Consider the following 16432-nt stretch of genomic DNA (forward strand, 5'->3'; position numbering starts at 1 on the left):
CATGCAGTATTTACTTGAAATTGGCCTAGAAGACATGCCCGCACACGTGGTCACCCCAAGCTTAAACCAGCTTGCTGACAAAACGGCCAAGTACCTAAAGGACGCTAAACTGGATTTTGGCACCATCACGAAGCTCGCAACCCCGCGCCGTTTGGCCTTAATCATTAATGACGTGGCCGATAAGACCGCGGACATCGCCGAAGACGTTAAGGGCCCCGCGAAGAAAATTGCGCTCGACAAGGATGGCAACTGGTCCAAGGCCGCAATGGGCTTCACCCGCGGCAAGGGCATGACCGTTGACGACATCACGTTCAAAGACATCAAGGGCACCGAATACGTGTACCTGCACAAGGAAATCGCCGGCAAGCCAGCCGCCGAAATCCTAAGTGGCCTGATTGATGTCATCAAGAGCTTGACCTTCCCAACCCGCATGCACTGGGGTAGCTACGACTTCGAATTCATTCGGCCCGTGCACTGGATTATTAGCCTCCTTGATGACCAAGTTGTGCCAATGCAGCTCCTTGACGTGCAGGCTGGTAAGACAACTGAGGGCCACCGGTTCCTCGGCCACGAAGTCACCATCAACACGCCAGCAGATTACGTCGAAGCACTGCGCGGCCAGAAGGTCATCGTTGACCCAACGGAGCGCAAACAGCTCATCGCGGACCAAATCAAACAGATTGCCCAGGCAAATGACTGGCAAGTTGATCTGGATGCTGACCTTCTTGAAGAGGTTAACAACCTGGTCGAATGGCCAACCGCCTTTGCCGGCAAGTTCGACGCTAAGTACCTGTCCATTCCTGAAGAAGTACTGATTACCTCCATGAAGGACAACCAGCGCTACTTCTACGCGCGCGATAACTCCGGGAAAATGGTCAACGTCTTCATCGGGGTGCGCAACGGTAACAGCGAATACCTGGACAACGTTATTCGCGGGAACGAAAAGGTGCTCACGGCCCGGCTTGAAGATGCAGCCTTCTTCTACGCTGAAGACCAGAAGAAGAGCATTGAGGAATACGTGGCTAAACTGCAGAACGTTTCCTTCCACGAAAAGCTCGGCTCAATGGCGGCGAAGATGTCCCGTGTTCAGACAATCAGTGCCATCCTTGCACCGAGTTTTGACCTGACTGCCGACGAGAAGAAGGACCTGCAAAGGGCCGCTTCAATCTACAAGTTCGACCTGGTTACCGGCATGGTCGGTGAATTCGCCGAACTGCAGGGGACCATGGCCGCACACTACGCCTCAATCAAGGGCGAAAACGCGACGGTGGCAACGGCACTTGGCGAACAATACATGCCAATCTCCGCGGAGGGTGACCTGCCAACAAGCAAGGTCGGTACTGTGCTCGCGATGGCCGACAAGCTGGACACCTTGCTGTCATTCTTCGCCGTCGATATGATTCCTAGTGGGAGCAACGACCCATACGCACTGCGGCGTCAGGCTTACGGGATTGTGCGCATGCTGGACAACGCGCACGTCTCATTGCCACTTGACCTGCTGCAAATGCTCATTGCGACCCAGCTGAAGGCCGCAAAGCAAGATGCTGGCCTGGACTACAGCAAAAACGCCGACCAAGTTACCAGCTTCATTCAGGACCGTGTGCGTCAGCTCCTCCAGTTGCGGCACGTTCGTCACGACATCATTGACGCCGTGACCGCGATGGGTTCCGCTGACGTGACTGCCGAAGTCGCCGCTGCAGCCACCCTGAGCAAGAACGCCGACAAGCCTGACTTCAAGGACCACATGGAGGCACTGACTCGGGTAGTGCGGATTGCCACCAAGAACCCGGTGGACGCAAAGGTCAAACCAGAACTGTTCGAAAACGATAGTGAAGGGGCACTTCACGATGCAATTAATGGTTTGAACGCCCAGGCCGACCTGGATGATTTGTTTGTCCAGCTGAGCAACCTGACTGCAACCATTAACGCGTACTTTGAAGCCACAATGGTTATGGCGGACGATGACGCCGTGCGGACCAACCGCCTCGCAGAGTTGAACCGGCTGGCCCAAATCACCCGTCGCTTTGGGGACTTGACCGTCGTGATTGCTAAATAAATATATTAATTTTTCTGCGTGGAAAATTTGAAAAAATCGAACTGTGGCGTTACAATGTAAGTTGCGCTTTTACGCAGTTTGGTGTGAAGGCGTGCCCCTTAATTTGGGGTGCGCCTTTTGCTTACCGCTTGATTGGAGGTGTGTTTCATGGCAGGAATGGTACCAACAGAAAAAATTGACGAAATTCGTGCAGCCGTCAACATCGCTGACTATATTGGTCAGTACGTGGCACTGGAAAAACGTGGTCAAAATTTATTCGGTCTGTGCCCATTCGTTCCGGAAAAGACACCTTCATTTACGGTGACGGAGCAAAAACAACTATTTAAGTGCTTCTCTTGTTCGCGTGGGGGAGATGTTTTCAAGTTCGTCATGGAATACGACCACCTCGACTTCATCCACGCGGTGAAGAAGGTGGCAGATTACGCGGGCATTGCCCTTGACGTGAATCTGAATTCCGGACGGCCCGAAAATCCCGCTGTGCGCCAGCAAAAGAACATTTTGGCGCAGGTAACGGATTTCTTCCACCACCTGCTGATTAACACCGATAGTGGTCGTCAGGCGTTGAGCTACCTGCACGAACGCGGATTGACGGATGAAACCATCGATGCGTACGGTCTCGGCTTTGCCCCGGAAGACGGGGACTTGCTGGTTAAGTTCTTAAACAGTAAGGACATCAGTCGTGACGAGCAGCGACAAACCGGACTGCTGGTTGATCGCAGTAACGGCGGCCTCTACGCCCGGTTCACCAATCGGGTGATGTTCCCGCTCCGGAACGAACGCGGCGAAACCATTGGCTTTTCTGGGCGGACGCTGAGCGGCGATAAAACATCGGCCAAGTACCTCAACAGTCCGGAGACGGTGATTTTCAACAAAAGTGACGTGCTGTTCAACCTCGACAAGGCGTTAAATACGCCGGGGAATACGGACAAGCAGTTAATTCTGTTTGAAGGTTACATGGACGTTATCTCCGCTTACCAGGCGGGGGTCACGAACGGTATTGCCTCGATGGGGACGTCACTCACGCCCAAGCAGGTACAAAGCATTGCCCGCCACACCGATAAGGTCACCATCTGTTACGACGGTGACGCTCCGGGGCAAAAGGCAATCAGCCGCGCGCTGGGGATGTTCGAGGGGACAGACGTGGATGTTGGTGTCACCTTTCTCCCCGATAATCTGGATCCCGATGAATTCATCCAAAAGCGTGGGGCCAAGGCGTTTGCCGACCAGCTCAAAGTCGTCCTCACGCCGACCGCGTTCCGCCTGCACCATCTAGCTAGCGGCGTGGACATGTTCAATGACCATGCCAAGCTTCAGTACATCAAGGATGCGCTGACGGTGGTTAAACGGGTCCCAGATACCGTTGCCCGTACGGTTTACCTTCAGCAAATCGCCGAGCAAACTGAGGTGCCCCTGGACGTGCTCAGTCAGCAACTTGACGAACTGCAGGTGACTCCGGCAGCAAGCCAGCCGGAAACAGGGCCGAACGGAGAAGATGAAGGCAGAACGCCGGCTTGGCCAAGCGATGATGATTTGCCGCCAGACACTGAAGACAATCCGTGGATTCCGGCTGAACCAAACGTCTGGCAGCCGGCAAGTACGCCCATTGCTGCGTCCAAGCCGTACCTGTCACGCTTTGATCGCGCAGAGCGAGCACTACTGCATTACGCGTTCACAGATGCGGAAACGGCTTTGCACCTGCAGAGTGACACCGTTAATTTTCTGAACGTTGGTTGTGCAAGCCTGGCTGCGGCCTGGCTGGACTTTCTTCAGGACAATCCGGTGACAATCGGTATGACGCCCGACTATCAAGGGTTCATTGCCACGCTGGATGCGACAGATGCCGATTTGGCAACGGCGATTGTGACGGAGAACTTGCCACCACTCAATGAGTTCAGTATCACTGAGCTGGAGCAAGTTATCAGTCAGGGCGACGTTTCGGTCCGCTTGTCGTCGGTGCGTGCCGAGATGAATCAGGCAAAACGATTGGGCGACAAGGAAAAGCAGGCGGCACTCGCCACGCAGTATGTGGTCTTGATGCGGCAGAAGCAAAATGAACTATAATTAATTCAGTCCCACCAGAAATCGGAGGAATTAAAATGGCAAAAACAGATAAAGAAAAAGAATACACATCTGCACTGAAAGCATTAGTTAAGGAATACAAACCTGCCAAGCAGATTTCCACCGATGAACTTGCAACGAAGATGGTTAAACCTTTTGAACTCAAGAGTGAGGCCATCGATGACCTGATGCAGCACCTCGAAGATTCCGGCATCAGTATCGTCGACGAAAACGGTGATCCAGCCGTCGCTGCAATTAAGGCCACCAAGAAGGTCTCCAAGAAAGAACTTAACGACACATCAGCGCCAAGTGGTGTGAAAATTAATGATCCGGTGCGCATGTACCTGAAGGAAATCGGTCGTGTATCCTTGCTGACAGCCGATGAAGAAGTTGCGCTTGCCCTCAAGATTGAACAGGGCGATCAAGAAGCGAAGCAACGTCTAGCAGAAGCCAACCTCCGTCTGGTTGTTTCCATCGCCAAGCGTTACGTTGGGCGCGGGATGCAGTTCCTCGACCTGATTCAGGAAGGGAACATGGGGCTGATGAAGGCGGTCGAGAAGTTCGACTACCGGAAGGGGTTCAAGTTCTCCACGTACGCCACCTGGTGGATTCGTCAGGCGATTACGCGTGCAATTGCTGACCAGGCACGGACAATCCGGATTCCCGTGCACATGGTTGAAACCATCAACAAACTGATTCGCATTCAGCGTCAGTTGCTCCAGGACCTTGGTCGCGAACCAACTCCCGAAGAAATCGGTGCCGAAATGGACATTCCAACCGAGAAGGTCCGCGAAATTCTGAAGATTGCTCAAGAACCAGTTTCCCTGGAAACACCAATTGGTGAAGAGGATGACTCCCACCTTGGTGACTTCATCGAAGACGCTGACGCAACGAGCCCAGAAGACCACGCTAGTTACCAGCTGCTCAAGGAACAGCTGGAATCCGTTCTCGACACGCTCACCGACCGTGAAGAAAACGTCCTGCGTTTACGCTTCGGACTCGATGACGGCCGGACCCGCACCCTTGAAGAAGTGGGGAAGGTCTTCGGCGTTACGCGTGAACGTATCCGCCAAATCGAAGCCAAGGCCCTGCGCAAGCTCCGCCACCCAAGTCGGTCCAAGCAGCTCAAGGACTTCCTGGAATAGCTTCATCAGTTCAATCAACCTCACGCTGATACTTGGCGTGAGGTTTTTTTGTGAAAATGTGGTGACACGCCAACATTGTTCGACAGATTTGCCAGTTTGTTGTATGTGACAGCTGACACGAGCGTAAAGATTGAATAACGGTTATAATTATGCTAATAGAACACAAGGAGGACAACGATGGAAATCACATTGAAACCCCTGGCGCATGACGAATTGGCAGAATTTTGGCAGCTTGCGTTCAGTAACCCTAAGGCAGAGTGGGCGCAATGGAACGGCCCATACTTCCATGACCAAATGCCAACGCGGCGCGAGTTTCTCACCCGGGTGGGCGTTGACGAATTCCAAGACAATCCCAATCGTCAAGTAATCTGGGCGGACGACCGCATGGTGGGGATGGTCTCGGCCTACTTCGACGACGGCGCGCTACTGCGGTGGCTCGACGTCGGCATCACGATTTACGACGAAAATTATTGGGGGCAGGGGATTGGTACCGCGGCCCTCAAGCTGTGGATTACCCACCTGTTTAACCACATCAACCTGCCCCACATCGGCCTCACGACTTGGTCCGGTAACGAACGCATGATGCGGCTTGCCGACCACCTGGGCCTTAAGCTGGAAGCGCGCGTGCGGCAGGTCCGCTACTGGCAGGGCCAGTACTGGGACTCAATTAAGTACGGCATTTTGCGCGACGAATGGTTTAACCAGGAATAGACAAGGAGCAATCATGGCAACAATTCATTTAAGCAAGCGGCTGCAGGCAATCGCTGACTGCGTTGAATCCGGCGAACGGGTTGCGGACATTGGTACCGACCACGCCTTCCTGCCCATGGCGCTGGCTCAGAGCGGCAAGATTGATTTTGCGCTCGCGTGCGACGTTGGCGAAGGCCCAATTGCCATAGCTAAGCAAAACATTGAAGTCAACGGGCTGCAAAATGTCGTCCAGACGCGGCTGGCAGACGGGCTTGAGGGTCTGCGCACCACGGATGGCATCAGCACCGTTGTCATCGCCGGGATGGGCGGGGAGTTGATTGCCAAAATCCTGACGCGGGGCCGCAAGCACCTTGACGGTACTGAGACCCTGGTCCTGAGCCCGCACCGCGACGTGCCCATTGTGCGCCAGTGGCTCGCGGACAACGATTACGGGATTGTTAGCGAAAAAATGCTCGAAGATGAGGGCCACGTATACACCGTCATGGTCGCCGGTCGCACTAAACCAGACGTGCCATACACGCCCGCAGACATCGAATTTGGGCCCATTCTTCGTCAGGAACGCAGTGAACTGTTCGTCAGCGAACTGCGGCGCGAAGAAAAGACCATGAAGAATATTTTGGCGGGATTAAAGGCGGCACAGCACTTGCAACAAGAACGCATCGCCGCAACCGAAGCCCGGTTGGCACTTGTCCAAAAGGAGCTTGAAAATGACTGACACTTTAACCATCGTGCGGGCCGTGACGGATTATGCACCCGCCGCACTGGCGGTGCCGGGCGATCCCATCGGCTGGCAATTGGGTGACCCACACGCAGTAGTTAACCGGGTGCTCGTGAGCCTAGATGTGCGGCCAAGTGTCGTTCAAGAGGCCATCGACGGACATTTTGATCTGATTGTTGCCCATCATCCGCTCGTGTTCAGACCAGCCCATAATTTGGATGAACGCAATCCGCAAAACGCGATGTACGCCAACCTGTTGCGGCACAACATCGGCGTGTTTGGTGCCCACACGAATCTGGACAACGCTAACCCGGGCATGAACGACTGGCTCAGTGCCGATTTACATCTGACCAACGTCCGTCCGTTCATCGATGCCGGTGAACTCCAGGGAATGGGGCGCATTGGCGAGTTACCGCACGCCCTCACGCTTCGTGAACTGGCGGCGCAGTGCAAGACGGTCTGGCAGTTAACGGGCCTGCGCGCAATCGCCAAGGACCTGGATAAACCAGTGCGAACAGTTGCCATTCTGGGCGGCTCTGGTGCTGACGTATATCCGGATGCCGCGGCGGCCGGCGCTGACGTGCTCATCACCGGCGACGTTTCGTACCACACCGGACACGACATCCTTGAAAGCAAGGTGGCGGTGCTTGATGTTGGCCACCACGTCGAACACGTGATGAAGAAGCATTTGGCCGCAATTCTGCAGGAACGCAATTTGGCAGACGGCTGGAATGTCACCATTGTGCCATCGACATTGAACACAGATCCATTCACATTTCTCTAACAAAAAAGGAGCGGTAAAATGCAGCCCGAATCGGGGTTGCATTTTACTGCTCCTTTTTGCATTATGAACCGATTAATCGTTAAAGGTTGGGATCCATCCGGAAGGTTAACTTGCCAAGACCCGTGGATTTGTCCAGCATCGTCATGCGCAGCTTTTCAAAGGCCGCGTCAGCAATCTTGGCCGCCTCGAAGGTTGAATCCGTTGCCAGTTTGGCAAGTGCGTCGGGGTCGGACAATTCAGCCGCCTGCGCGTTCGTGTCCACCACTAACTTAACGTGCTTGGCGTGAACCTCTTCCTGCGTGTTTTCCAGCAGTGGGGCAAACATCTGCGCGTGCGCGTCAATTAAGACACTGGTCAATTTGTACTGCCAGTATGCTGAATCGAGTGAGGCCGGAATTGCGCCAACCTGATAGTTCGCCGGCACATCAGTCAGCCCGGCAAAAAACGGGACGTACTGGCTCTGTGACGGCACACCCATCGCGAGCCACTGAATGTTGCCAATCTCCTTGGGCAGGTCGGACCGTAATTGCAACACGTGACTTTCCTGGGTTGCGGTGACACTGATTGGCCGGAAGCGCCGGCTGTCCTCGGGGTTCGTCTTTGCAAAGCGGCCTTGCGGGTCATACGGGGTGTCCTGGTAGTGCCGCGCCAGCAGTCCGGTTGCGTCCTCCAGTTGTAGTGGCCGGTTCGCGTGCATGATGAACGGCAAATCTGAGTCAGTCGGGGTTTCGCTGCTGGCCAGGCTGCCAGACAAAAACTGGTGACCATCCCACACCCGCGGCGTGTTGTAAATCCGGTCTGAGGGGTCGTCGGTGCCAAAGATGCGCCGCACTGAAAATGGCGTGCCCGGGCGCCACAGGTGGGCGTTCAGCGCAAAGTCCCGCAGCGTCGCATCAACAATGAAATCCTCACTGTCGAAGTCGACATCCTGAATGCTCAGCTGGTTTGCCACGACCGCATAGCCATCGTCGGGAATCCGCTGGGCCAGCCAGTGGTGCCCCGAGACAACCTCCATGTACCAGCCCTCGTCGCTGTCGGCAAACAAAATTCCGTTGGCCTCACCGGTGCCGTACTGCTCAATCAGACTGCCGAGGCGGCGCACGCCTTCACGCGCGGTGTGAACGTAGGGCAAGACAACGGTGACCATGCACTCTTCAAGAATTCCGTACTCGACAAAGGGGTCAAAACCCTGCACGCGGGCATTGGCGTACGCGCTTTCGGTGGCACTCATTGCGACCCCGGCACTATTAATGCCGTCTTCCTCAAACACCCCGTACTTATCCGTCCACTCGGGGGTGGCTGTGTACTTTAGGCTGTCTTTGGGCAAACTAATTTCAACACCCGTATCCTTTGATTTGAAGACCGGGGTCTCATCGCGGTGCGTCGCAGGGTGCACCACAACCGTCTTGGGCCAGGAAGACCTGGAATCTTCGTTGCGCCCAATCATCACGGAGCCGTCCGCGGTGGCTGCCTTACCGATAAGAATGCTTGTGCAAGAACTACGCATGTCTTATCCTCCTTAATGTCTTTTAAATGGTCTGGAAAAACTCAATTACCGTCCATTATACCGTTGCGGGTGGTAATCCAACAGTACTAATTCCAATGGCCATTGCGTTGGTCAACTGATTAAATTACAATACAAGCAAGTATTAATGGAGAAGCAGGGTGCAATCGCTGCGAAAGGGCAGGGTGGCTTTTATGCAGGCAATGTTGGGATTCATTACGCGGTTAGCAATAACCGCGTGCATCATCTGGATACTGTGGCTCGATTATCGGGCGCTATTCAAACGCAATCAATCGCAGCGAACCTGGGTCGACAAGGCGGCGGTGTACCTTAGCATAACTGCGTTTCTTGGCCTGACGCTGGTTAGCATTGTTGCCATCGTGAGCATCATCATCGCCGCTGTGCAACACCAATATTTTGGCGTGGGTGTACTGATTCTGCTGATCATCTACATCTTGGCCGGAATTGCCGGTGGATACGCCGCCGTAAGTATGTGGCACCTACTGCGCACTCGACCTGACACCGCCTCGGACGCCGATGCACATTTGACGAACAGGCAGTTAGCCGAGATTATGGCCAGTACCAAGTCAACTTTCATTTGGCTGCGTCTGCTTTACGCGGCGGGCTTGCTTGGCACCGTCATACTGGTTATCCGCGGCGAACTGGCCTCTGGGTTCTTGAGTGGCCTAATTGCTGCGGCCCTGATTGTTGCTGATTTCAAATTACACGCATTCACGCAGCACCGGGGCAAAGATTAATCAACTTCAGCAACAATGCACCCAAATAAAAAGGCGGCAAACATGCAATCATGTTTGTCGCCTTTTGTCATTATTCTTCGGACTTCAAAGTGCCACCAACAGCGTAACGGTCCTTGGCCATTTCGCTGAGCACCACGTGCACGTGTTCAGCTGGAGCACCCGTGTTCTTAACGATTGCAGCGGTAACGTCCTTGCAAAGCTGGCTTAATTGCGCCTGTGTGCGGCCCTCAATCAGCTCGATGTGAACTAATGGCATAATAATTTCCCCTTTTTAAACATAATTTTAACTGTTCAATTATCGCATATTTTGGTCAGCCCGTCACACACTTGCTGCGGGAAAGTGGCGGGGTAATGGTTACTGGCACAGACGCGGGACAGTCAGATTAAAGGGCCCCGGCCGGCTGCACAAACCCGCGGGCAGCTTGATCCGCCACCGCCGCGGGGCTTCTCGTGTTATAATTTTATGCGAGACTAAACTAAGTGGGGACTTTCGACATGCGCTATTGGGAACGGGTCAAGACATTAGGGGATAAATATCAGCGGTTGCCGGCCGTTACAAGCCAGCTGACCCCACTGACTTCCGCGCGCGACGCGATTATCGCTAGGCGTCTGCCAGAGCACCAACTACCCCGGCTGGGCTTAGACATTACGACCATCGCCATGGCCGGAACCGTCCCGAACGGCAAGATTGAAGAACTCGTGGCTCTCGACCACCTGCTCGGCAATTTTCGCTGGTACCTCGCTTACCACTATGGTGTCTGGGCGTACATCACCCAGGACCTAATTACCAAATGGATGGGCCTGTACCCCAATCGGCGCTACCTGGAAGTTGCGGCGGGCAATGGCCTGCTAAGCTACGGTTTCAGAAGTGCTGGCGCCAAGGTCATCAGCACCGACGCACTAACTTGGGTATCCGAAAACGGAACGGGTAAAACCCCGTGGACCAAGGTGGAGGCGGCAACCGCCACCAGTGCGCTGTGGGAATACGGCAACCAGGTAGACGCCGTCATCATGGCGTGGAGCCCGGACCGTGACCCAAGCGACGCGCACCTGCTCCAAACCATTCGCACCCATTTTCCGCAGCTCGAGCTGTTTGTGATTGGCGACCGTTTTGGCATCACCAACAGCAACTTGTTCTGGCGGGAGGCACGCATGGTCCCCGACAAGAAACTCCTGCAACTGAACCAAGCCTTCCGGAAGTTTGATCAGGTGGGGGACCACATTTACCTGATGCACTAACATTTCAAACTATAATTAGAAAGCGGGAAAAACGGTGTTAAGACACGCAATCATCAATATTCTGGGCGTTCTCGTCGCGGTTTTGGCCGGGCTGGCACTCAGTAATGCCGATCAAGCTGAATACGCCAACGTGCTGAACCATTCCGGCCTGTCCGACCAAGCCTTTGTGTACCACACGAAGAGCACCAAGACAGTTAGCACCGCAATTAAACAGCTGGAACAAATCGATGACCTGAACGACTACCAGGTGCAATTTGCCGTCAGTCGCAACAAGACCCTGTTCTACGCGAAGGGCGAGTACACCACGTTGCCGATTAAATCCGGGCATTTTTTCTCCTCAGCTGACTTCGATTCAACCCTGCCCGTAATGGTGGTGGGCGCAAACGTCACGCAGCGGCTCTACAAGGCGGGGGAACAATCCTACCTTTACAGCAATGGTCGCTACATCCCCGTCATCGGCGTCGTCGGTACACAGGAGGGAAACCAGCTGAACGACCACATCTTCATCAACGCCTCGTCAACCCGCAAAACCGATGACCCGCAGCTAAACAACGTGGAAATATTCGTCGATGGCGTTGATGAAAGTGAGCTGTCCGACTTCAGCCGCATCTTTGTGGCCAAGCCGCACCAGATTACCGTGGCCAAAACGCAAACGAGCCACAAGTCGTGGTGGCAACTACACGCCATCTGGCTGCTCGCCCTCATCGGTACCGCCATCGCCATGAGTCTAATTGCACTGCTGGCCGCCTGGATTGCACCGCGTGCCCAGGTTAAGGGCCTTGATGCACCACAAACTAATCGCTACCTGTGGGGAATGGGCAGTAACTACATGCCCGGTATGGCCGGGGCAATCGTTGTCGGGAGTGCAATCTCCTGGTGGCGGTTCTACATGAACAACCACTTCCGGCTCGTTATTATCGCCATCGGGTTATTCCTTGTATTCGTCATCACTACTCAAGTGTTCATGCACATGCGCCTAAGAAAGGAACAACAATAGTGTCATTACCAGAAGGATTCATTTCTAAATACACAAAACTACTTGGCGCAGACGCCCCGGCATTTTTTGCCAGCTACAATGAACCGGCTGGCGCGGGCTTCCGCATCAATCCGCTGCGGCCCAATTTTGACCAGGTGGCACTGCCGCTAACTGATCCAATCAGCTACTCCAAGTGGGGCTACCGCGGCCATGTCGACGGCAACGCAATTGACCACGTCAGCGGTTATGTCTACAGTCAGGAACCGAGCGCTCAGGTTGTGGGGGCCGTGGCCGACGCTCAGCCGGGCACCCGCGTGCTCGACCTTTGTGCCGCGCCCGGCGGCAAAACAACCCACCTGGCTAGTTCAATGGCCAACACGGGCCTGCTGGTGGCCAACGAAATTCACCCAACGCGCGTAAAGGTACTGGCGAGCAATCTGGAACGATTCGGTGTCCGCAACGCAATCGTGACCAACACCGACCCCGACAGCTTGGCGGCGGTTTTACCCGAATTCTTCGACTTAATTCTGGTCGACGCGCCGTGCTCGGGGGAGGGGATGTTCCGCAAAGACCCAGACGCCACCCAGTACTGGCACGAAGGCTATGCGCAGGAATGTGCAGACCGGCAGCGCGAAATTCTGGATGCGGCGCTGCTGATGTTGCGACCAGGTGGTAAACTGGTCTACTCAACCTGCACCTTTGCCCCCGAGGAGGATGAGCAAATCGCCGCGTGGTTGGTTCAGGAACACGGGATGGTGATCGACCCAATCACCCGCACGGAGGACATGCGCCCGGGGCACCCGGAATGGGCGGACGGCAATCCAGATTTGGCCGGGACCATCCGCATGTGGCCGCAGATCCAGCGCGGCGAGGGCCACTTCTGTGCGCGGCTCATCAAACCCGGCGAACCCGTTGCGGCCGCCCACACCAAAAAGAAGGGCAAAAAACAGCACCAAAACCAATCCACGGTTTCGCTGGAACAAAAGCAGCTGTGGCAGGACTGGCAGGCAAACAATCTCGCCACCGAGCTCACCGGCCGCCTAGTTGCGTTTGGCGACCAGCTTTACCTGCAACCAGATGGCGCACCGAAATTCGGTAAGGTCCGCGTGCTGCGACCAGGATTGCACCTCGGAACCTTTAAGAAGAAGCGTTTTGCCCCCAGCCACAGCCTCGCAACGGCCCTGAACCCTGATGACTTTTTGTGCACGATTGCAGTCAGTGATCAGGAGTACCGCGATTACCGACACGGCCTGACCATCAGCCGACCGGAGCAGGCGGGCAAATTCCACGTGCTGCTCACAAACCAGGGCAAAGGCTTTGCCCTTGGCCACCTCGTGAATGGCACCATCAAAAACATGTACCCCAAAGGTCTGCGCGTCTAGCACATCAGCGCAGACACACAAAATCCCTTAGGCTGACAAGCTCCGAGCTTGCCGTACCTAAGGGATTATTTTAGTTTAAGTTAAAGGTTACAGTCCGGCGTTCGGTACTGTCAATCCGCGCTGGGCCGCATAATGAGCCAGGTGGTCGGTGACAATCGGGACCTGCCGCAACTGCGCCAGATTAGTGCAGCCAAGGAGGGCAACAATGTCGCGCATCTCCTTCATGAATGCCTGCAAGCGAGCCTGCGTGGTTGCCTCATCCGTTTTGGTCAACCAGTGTAAAACCAGCCCGGCTAACCCAACGGCACTGGCGCCAAGGCGCAGAGCGGCGACAGCCTGGAGCGGGGTCCGAATGCCCCCGGTGGCAATCAGCGGCAGGGTGCACCCCTGCGCCTCAATCAGGGACTCCGCCGTCGTTTGGCCAAACCCGAACAGGTCGCTGTAATCCGCATCGTGGCGGCGCGCATTTTCGATTTTGGCGAAGTTCGTGCCCCCACGGCCGCCAACGTCAATGGCTGCAGCTCCAGTCGCTTCGATGGCCGCAAAGTCATCGTGCCGCATTCCGAAACCAACTTCTTTGACAATCACCGGCACGGGGCTAGCCGCGATGATGGCCGCCAAATTATCGCGCCAATCGAACTCCCGGGCACCCTCGGGCATCACCATCTCCTGCACGGCATTCAGGTGCACCTGGAGCATGTTCGCCCCGAGCAGCTTGATGACGAACTGCGCATCCGCGGGCGTCTTATCGGCTCCGATGTTCGCGAGCACGAACCCGTCCGGATTTTCCTGCCGAATCACGGTGAACGAATCACGCACTGCCGGCTCCTTCAGCGCAACCGATGCACTGCCACTTGCTAGCGGTAGGTGCAGGTTCCGGGCAATACGGGCAAGCTGTGCGTTAATCTTGCCCGTCGTCGTCGACCCACCCGTCATCGCGTTAATCAGCAGGGGAAACTGCCAGTCCGCAATGCCCGGCGCCATGTCAACCGCCGCCACGCTGCTCTCTGGCAATGCACTGCGGATAAAACGCACGTCATCCAGGTCAGAATTGCTGTCTTCCTGATAAAATTTTTCGGCCAGAAAATAATGCTCATCTTTGCGGTGGGACGCAACTGATTGTTTAGTCATCGACAGTTTCCTCCTGCAAGACCCGGGCTGCTGGGCCCGGGGCACAAATGGTAATTGGGTTATCTAGGTGGCGGGCCAATTGATCCGCCACTGCGTCAACGTACTCCGCGGTCGTGAGCACCTTCACGTTGGGACCGGCATCGATTGTGGTGTAGGCCGGTAACCCTTGGGCCCGCATCGTCTGCACCAACTGCAGGGCGGCCAGGGTTCCGGGCTGGAAGTACGTGAACGGCGGGTTGGCGGCTAGCGTTGTGGCGTGCATCATCAGCGCACTGCGTTCAGCAAGTTCGCCAACGAGTTTAAAATCATCCCCAGCAAGTGCGGCCACCATCTCCTGGCTGTTGGCTTCGGCGGTTTGCGCCCAGGCGGGGAAGAACGGGGAGGTGGCGACCGTCTCGGCCATGCCGGCGCGGGATGACACCTTTTTTGCGTGATGATTGATCACAATTGCAATCATGCGCAAATCGAGGGCGGGGTTCACCGCAATTGGCTCCGCAAAACTACTTTCGTCATCGATGCCGCGGTGCCAGATTACGCAGCCGCCATCAATCGACCGGCTGGCAGAACCCGATCCGCGCCGCGCAAGCCTGGTTAGCGCCGGGTGGTCCAGCTGCAGGCCCGCCGCCCGCGATGCCGCCAGCGCCATGGCCGCATACGCCGACGCGGAACTGGCTAACCCCGCGGCTGTCGGCACATGGTTGACTGACTGCACCTGCGCGCGCAAGTCCATGTCCGCCATGTCACGCACGTGATCCAAGAAGCGACTAACCTTCGCCACGGCCGCGCCGGTTTGCAGCACGCCATCCAGACTGAATGTATCGGCGGTTAATTGAGGGCTAAACGCAACCCTGGTATCCGTGTAAAACTGGTCCAGCGTGAGGGAGACACTGCTGTTTGCGGGCAACATTAATGCGGCATCGGCCTTGCCCCAATATTTAATCAGCGCAATATTCGTATGTGCGCGCGCGGTAACTGCTATCATCATCCAAAATCCTTTCAGAAGCCTGGTTAGGCAAATTCATGTTGCCAAACCTGAATGGCCCCGGCACTGCTCATTGCATCCGCAACTTGTTCGGCAATCTCGGCGGTGGGGGCAATCGCAATCACGCAGCCGCCCATCCCCGAGCCCGTCAACTTGGCGCCGAGTGCACCGGCCTGCATCGCCGCACGGACCAACTTGTCAATCTGCGTCGTGCTGACACCGAGGGCGGCCAGGTTGGACTGGGCTGCACTCATGCATTTGCCCAGCTCAAGCAGATTGTTCTCCGCGAGCGCCACGGCGCCGCGGCGGGTCAAGCGGCCCAGGCTAATAATCTGGTCGCGGGCCAATACGTCCACGGCGTAACGCTTTGCGACCGCACCAACAGCGGCCTTGGTCTGTCCCTGAACCCCGGTGTCGCCAATCACGAGAACACCCGCGTGCGGCATTGCGAGATTTTGCGGTTCATTCCCCCGAATCAACCACTGGGGGCGTTCGGCACTTGTGGTTGCTGCATCAATTCCACTCGGATTACCGTGAATCACCCGCTCGGAGACATCAGCCCAGCGCAGGAGCACGTCGTGGGGCAGGTCGGCGCCAAACGCCCGGTAGAACGCACGCACAATGGCAACGGCCGTTGCGGCACTCGAACCCATTCCGCGTTCAGGTGGCAAATCACTAATAATGTTGAGGTCAAAGCCGGTCGTCTTGGCGTCAAAAGCCACTAGCAGTTGGCGAATTAAGGTTGCCACACCGGCAAAGCGGGTGCTGCTTGCATCCTCCAGGCGGCCATTGTAAAAGGCGGAGGTCACTACCTGGCGCTCATCGCTGCGCGGGGTCAGCTCCGCCCGCAGCCGAATCGTGGGCACGGGAATTGCAATTGCGGGTTCCCCGTAAACGACGGCGTGTTCACCCAATAGAATTGTCTTGGCGTGACTTGTTCCAATCGCTGGTATCATTGGCCAACCTTCTTCCGGATTTGCTCTTCGTA

General features: G+C 55.7%; 15 protein-coding genes. 10 read left to right on the plus strand and 5 right to left on the minus strand.

What is annotated here, in order from left to right:
- Position 1 precedes the first annotated feature (1 nt).
- The 6 genes from glyS (at position 2) to EKN00_RS00365 (ending at position 7472) form a co-directional block, all read left to right on the plus strand.
- Positions 2–2056, plus strand: a complete 2055-nt coding sequence (gene glyS, locus EKN00_RS00340) for a glycine--tRNA ligase subunit beta (RefSeq protein WP_127848148.1) — start codon at positions 2–4, stop codon at positions 2054–2056.
- Between the two features lie 147 nt (positions 2057–2203).
- Positions 2204–4117, plus strand: coding sequence for a DNA primase (gene dnaG / locus EKN00_RS00345; protein ID WP_241559425.1), 1914 nt, complete (start codon positions 2204–2206; stop codon positions 4115–4117).
- Positions 4118–4152: 35 nt separating this feature from the next.
- Positions 4153–5259, plus strand: coding sequence for an RNA polymerase sigma factor RpoD (gene rpoD, locus EKN00_RS00350; RefSeq protein WP_127848149.1), 1107 nt, complete (start codon positions 4153–4155; stop codon positions 5257–5259).
- A gap of 177 nt (positions 5260–5436) precedes the next feature.
- A complete protein-coding gene (locus EKN00_RS00355; RefSeq protein ID WP_127848150.1) occupies positions 5437–5970 on the plus strand; it encodes a GNAT family N-acetyltransferase in 534 nt (177 codons plus the stop codon).
- Between the two features lie 13 nt (positions 5971–5983).
- Positions 5984–6685, plus strand: coding sequence for a tRNA (adenine(22)-N(1))-methyltransferase (locus EKN00_RS00360; protein ID WP_127848151.1), 702 nt, complete (start codon positions 5984–5986; stop codon positions 6683–6685).
- Positions 6678–7472, plus strand: a complete 795-nt coding sequence (locus EKN00_RS00365; protein ID WP_127848152.1) for a Nif3-like dinuclear metal center hexameric protein — start codon at positions 6678–6680, stop codon at positions 7470–7472. The genes EKN00_RS00360 and EKN00_RS00365 overlap by 8 nt, the downstream gene beginning before the upstream one ends.
- 79 nt (positions 7473–7551) lie before the next feature.
- Here the strand turns inward: EKN00_RS00365 and EKN00_RS00370 are convergent, their stop codons facing one another.
- Positions 7552–8979, minus strand: coding sequence for a C69 family dipeptidase (locus EKN00_RS00370; protein WP_127848153.1), 1428 nt, complete (start codon positions 8977–8979; stop codon positions 7552–7554).
- Between the two features lie 191 nt (positions 8980–9170).
- On the opposite strand from EKN00_RS00370, the gene EKN00_RS00375 reads away from it, so the two are divergent.
- Entirely contained in the window at positions 9171–9734 is a 564-nt protein-coding gene (locus EKN00_RS00375; protein ID WP_127848154.1) for a hypothetical protein, read from the plus strand.
- A gap of 70 nt (positions 9735–9804) precedes the next feature.
- On the opposite strand, the gene EKN00_RS00380 is transcribed toward EKN00_RS00375, so the two are convergent.
- Positions 9805–9990: a 2-hydroxymuconate tautomerase gene (locus tag EKN00_RS00380; RefSeq protein ID WP_127848155.1), complete on the minus strand. Its 186-nt coding sequence runs from the start codon at positions 9988–9990 to the stop codon at positions 9805–9807.
- Positions 9991–10229: 239 nt separating this feature from the next.
- Between EKN00_RS00380 and EKN00_RS00385 the strand changes: the two genes are divergently transcribed.
- From EKN00_RS00385 to EKN00_RS00395, 3 genes are read left to right on the plus strand one after another with little or no spacing between them, the layout of a single operon-like run.
- Positions 10230–10973 carry a class I SAM-dependent methyltransferase gene (locus EKN00_RS00385; protein WP_127848156.1) on the plus strand — a complete coding sequence of 248 codons (744 nt, stop codon included), beginning with the start codon at positions 10230–10232 and terminating at the stop codon, positions 10971–10973.
- A 34-nt stretch (positions 10974–11007) separates the two neighbouring features.
- Positions 11008–11970: an ABC transporter permease gene (locus EKN00_RS00390; protein WP_127848157.1), complete on the plus strand. Its 963-nt coding sequence runs from the start codon at positions 11008–11010 to the stop codon at positions 11968–11970.
- Positions 11970–13331, plus strand: a complete 1362-nt coding sequence (locus EKN00_RS00395) for an RsmF rRNA methyltransferase first C-terminal domain-containing protein (protein WP_127848158.1) — start codon at positions 11970–11972, stop codon at positions 13329–13331. Before EKN00_RS00390 ends, EKN00_RS00395 begins: the two co-directional genes overlap by 1 nt.
- Positions 13332–13418: 87 nt before the next feature.
- On the opposite strand, the gene fni is transcribed toward EKN00_RS00395, so the two are convergent.
- The 3 genes from fni to mvk are packed head-to-tail and all read right to left on the minus strand — an operon-like array spanning position 13419 to position 16400.
- Positions 13419–14462: a type 2 isopentenyl-diphosphate Delta-isomerase gene (gene fni / locus EKN00_RS00400; protein WP_127848159.1), complete on the minus strand. Its 1044-nt coding sequence runs from the start codon at positions 14460–14462 to the stop codon at positions 13419–13421.
- On the minus strand, positions 14455–15441 hold the full coding sequence (mvaD, locus tag EKN00_RS00405) for a diphosphomevalonate decarboxylase (RefSeq protein ID WP_127848237.1): 987 nt from the start codon (positions 15439–15441) through the stop codon (positions 14455–14457). The genes fni and mvaD overlap by 8 nt, the downstream gene beginning before the upstream one ends.
- A 29-nt stretch (positions 15442–15470) precedes the next feature.
- On the minus strand, positions 15471–16400 hold the full coding sequence (gene mvk / locus EKN00_RS00410) for a mevalonate kinase (protein ID WP_127848160.1): 930 nt from the start codon (positions 16398–16400) through the stop codon (positions 15471–15473).
- Between the last annotated feature and the right edge of the window lie 32 nt (positions 16401–16432).

Source organism: Lacticaseibacillus hulanensis, from assembly GCF_004010095.1.
Lineage (GTDB): Bacteria > Bacillota > Bacilli > Lactobacillales > Lactobacillaceae > Lacticaseibacillus > Lacticaseibacillus hulanensis.

Coding starts and splice junctions, on each gene's coding strand:
- EKN00_RS00360 (WP_127848151.1), top strand. CDS start 5,984: ATGGCAACAATTCATTTAAGCAAGCGGCTGCAGGCAATCGCTGACTGC.
- EKN00_RS00355 (WP_127848150.1), top strand. CDS start 5,437: ATGGAAATCACATTGAAACCCCTGGCGCATGACGAATTGGCAGAATTT.
- EKN00_RS00385 (WP_127848156.1), top strand. CDS start 10,230: ATGCGCTATTGGGAACGGGTCAAGACATTAGGGGATAAATATCAGCGG.
- glyS (WP_127848148.1), top strand. CDS start 2: ATGCAGTATTTACTTGAAATTGGCCTAGAAGACATGCCCGCACACGTG.
- dnaG (WP_241559425.1), top strand. CDS start 2,204: ATGGCAGGAATGGTACCAACAGAAAAAATTGACGAAATTCGTGCAGCC.
- fni (WP_127848159.1), bottom strand. CDS start 14,462: ATGACTAAACAATCAGTTGCGTCCCACCGCAAAGATGAGCATTATTTT.
- EKN00_RS00380 (WP_127848155.1), bottom strand. CDS start 9,990: ATGCCATTAGTTCACATCGAGCTGATTGAGGGCCGCACACAGGCGCAA.
- EKN00_RS00365 (WP_127848152.1), top strand. CDS start 6,678: ATGACTGACACTTTAACCATCGTGCGGGCCGTGACGGATTATGCACCC.
- mvk (WP_127848160.1), bottom strand. CDS start 16,400: ATGATACCAGCGATTGGAACAAGTCACGCCAAGACAATTCTATTGGGT.
- EKN00_RS00370 (WP_127848153.1), bottom strand. CDS start 8,979: ATGCGTAGTTCTTGCACAAGCATTCTTATCGGTAAGGCAGCCACCGCG.
- rpoD (WP_127848149.1), top strand. CDS start 4,153: ATGGCAAAAACAGATAAAGAAAAAGAATACACATCTGCACTGAAAGCA.
- EKN00_RS00375 (WP_127848154.1), top strand. CDS start 9,171: ATGCAGGCAATGTTGGGATTCATTACGCGGTTAGCAATAACCGCGTGC.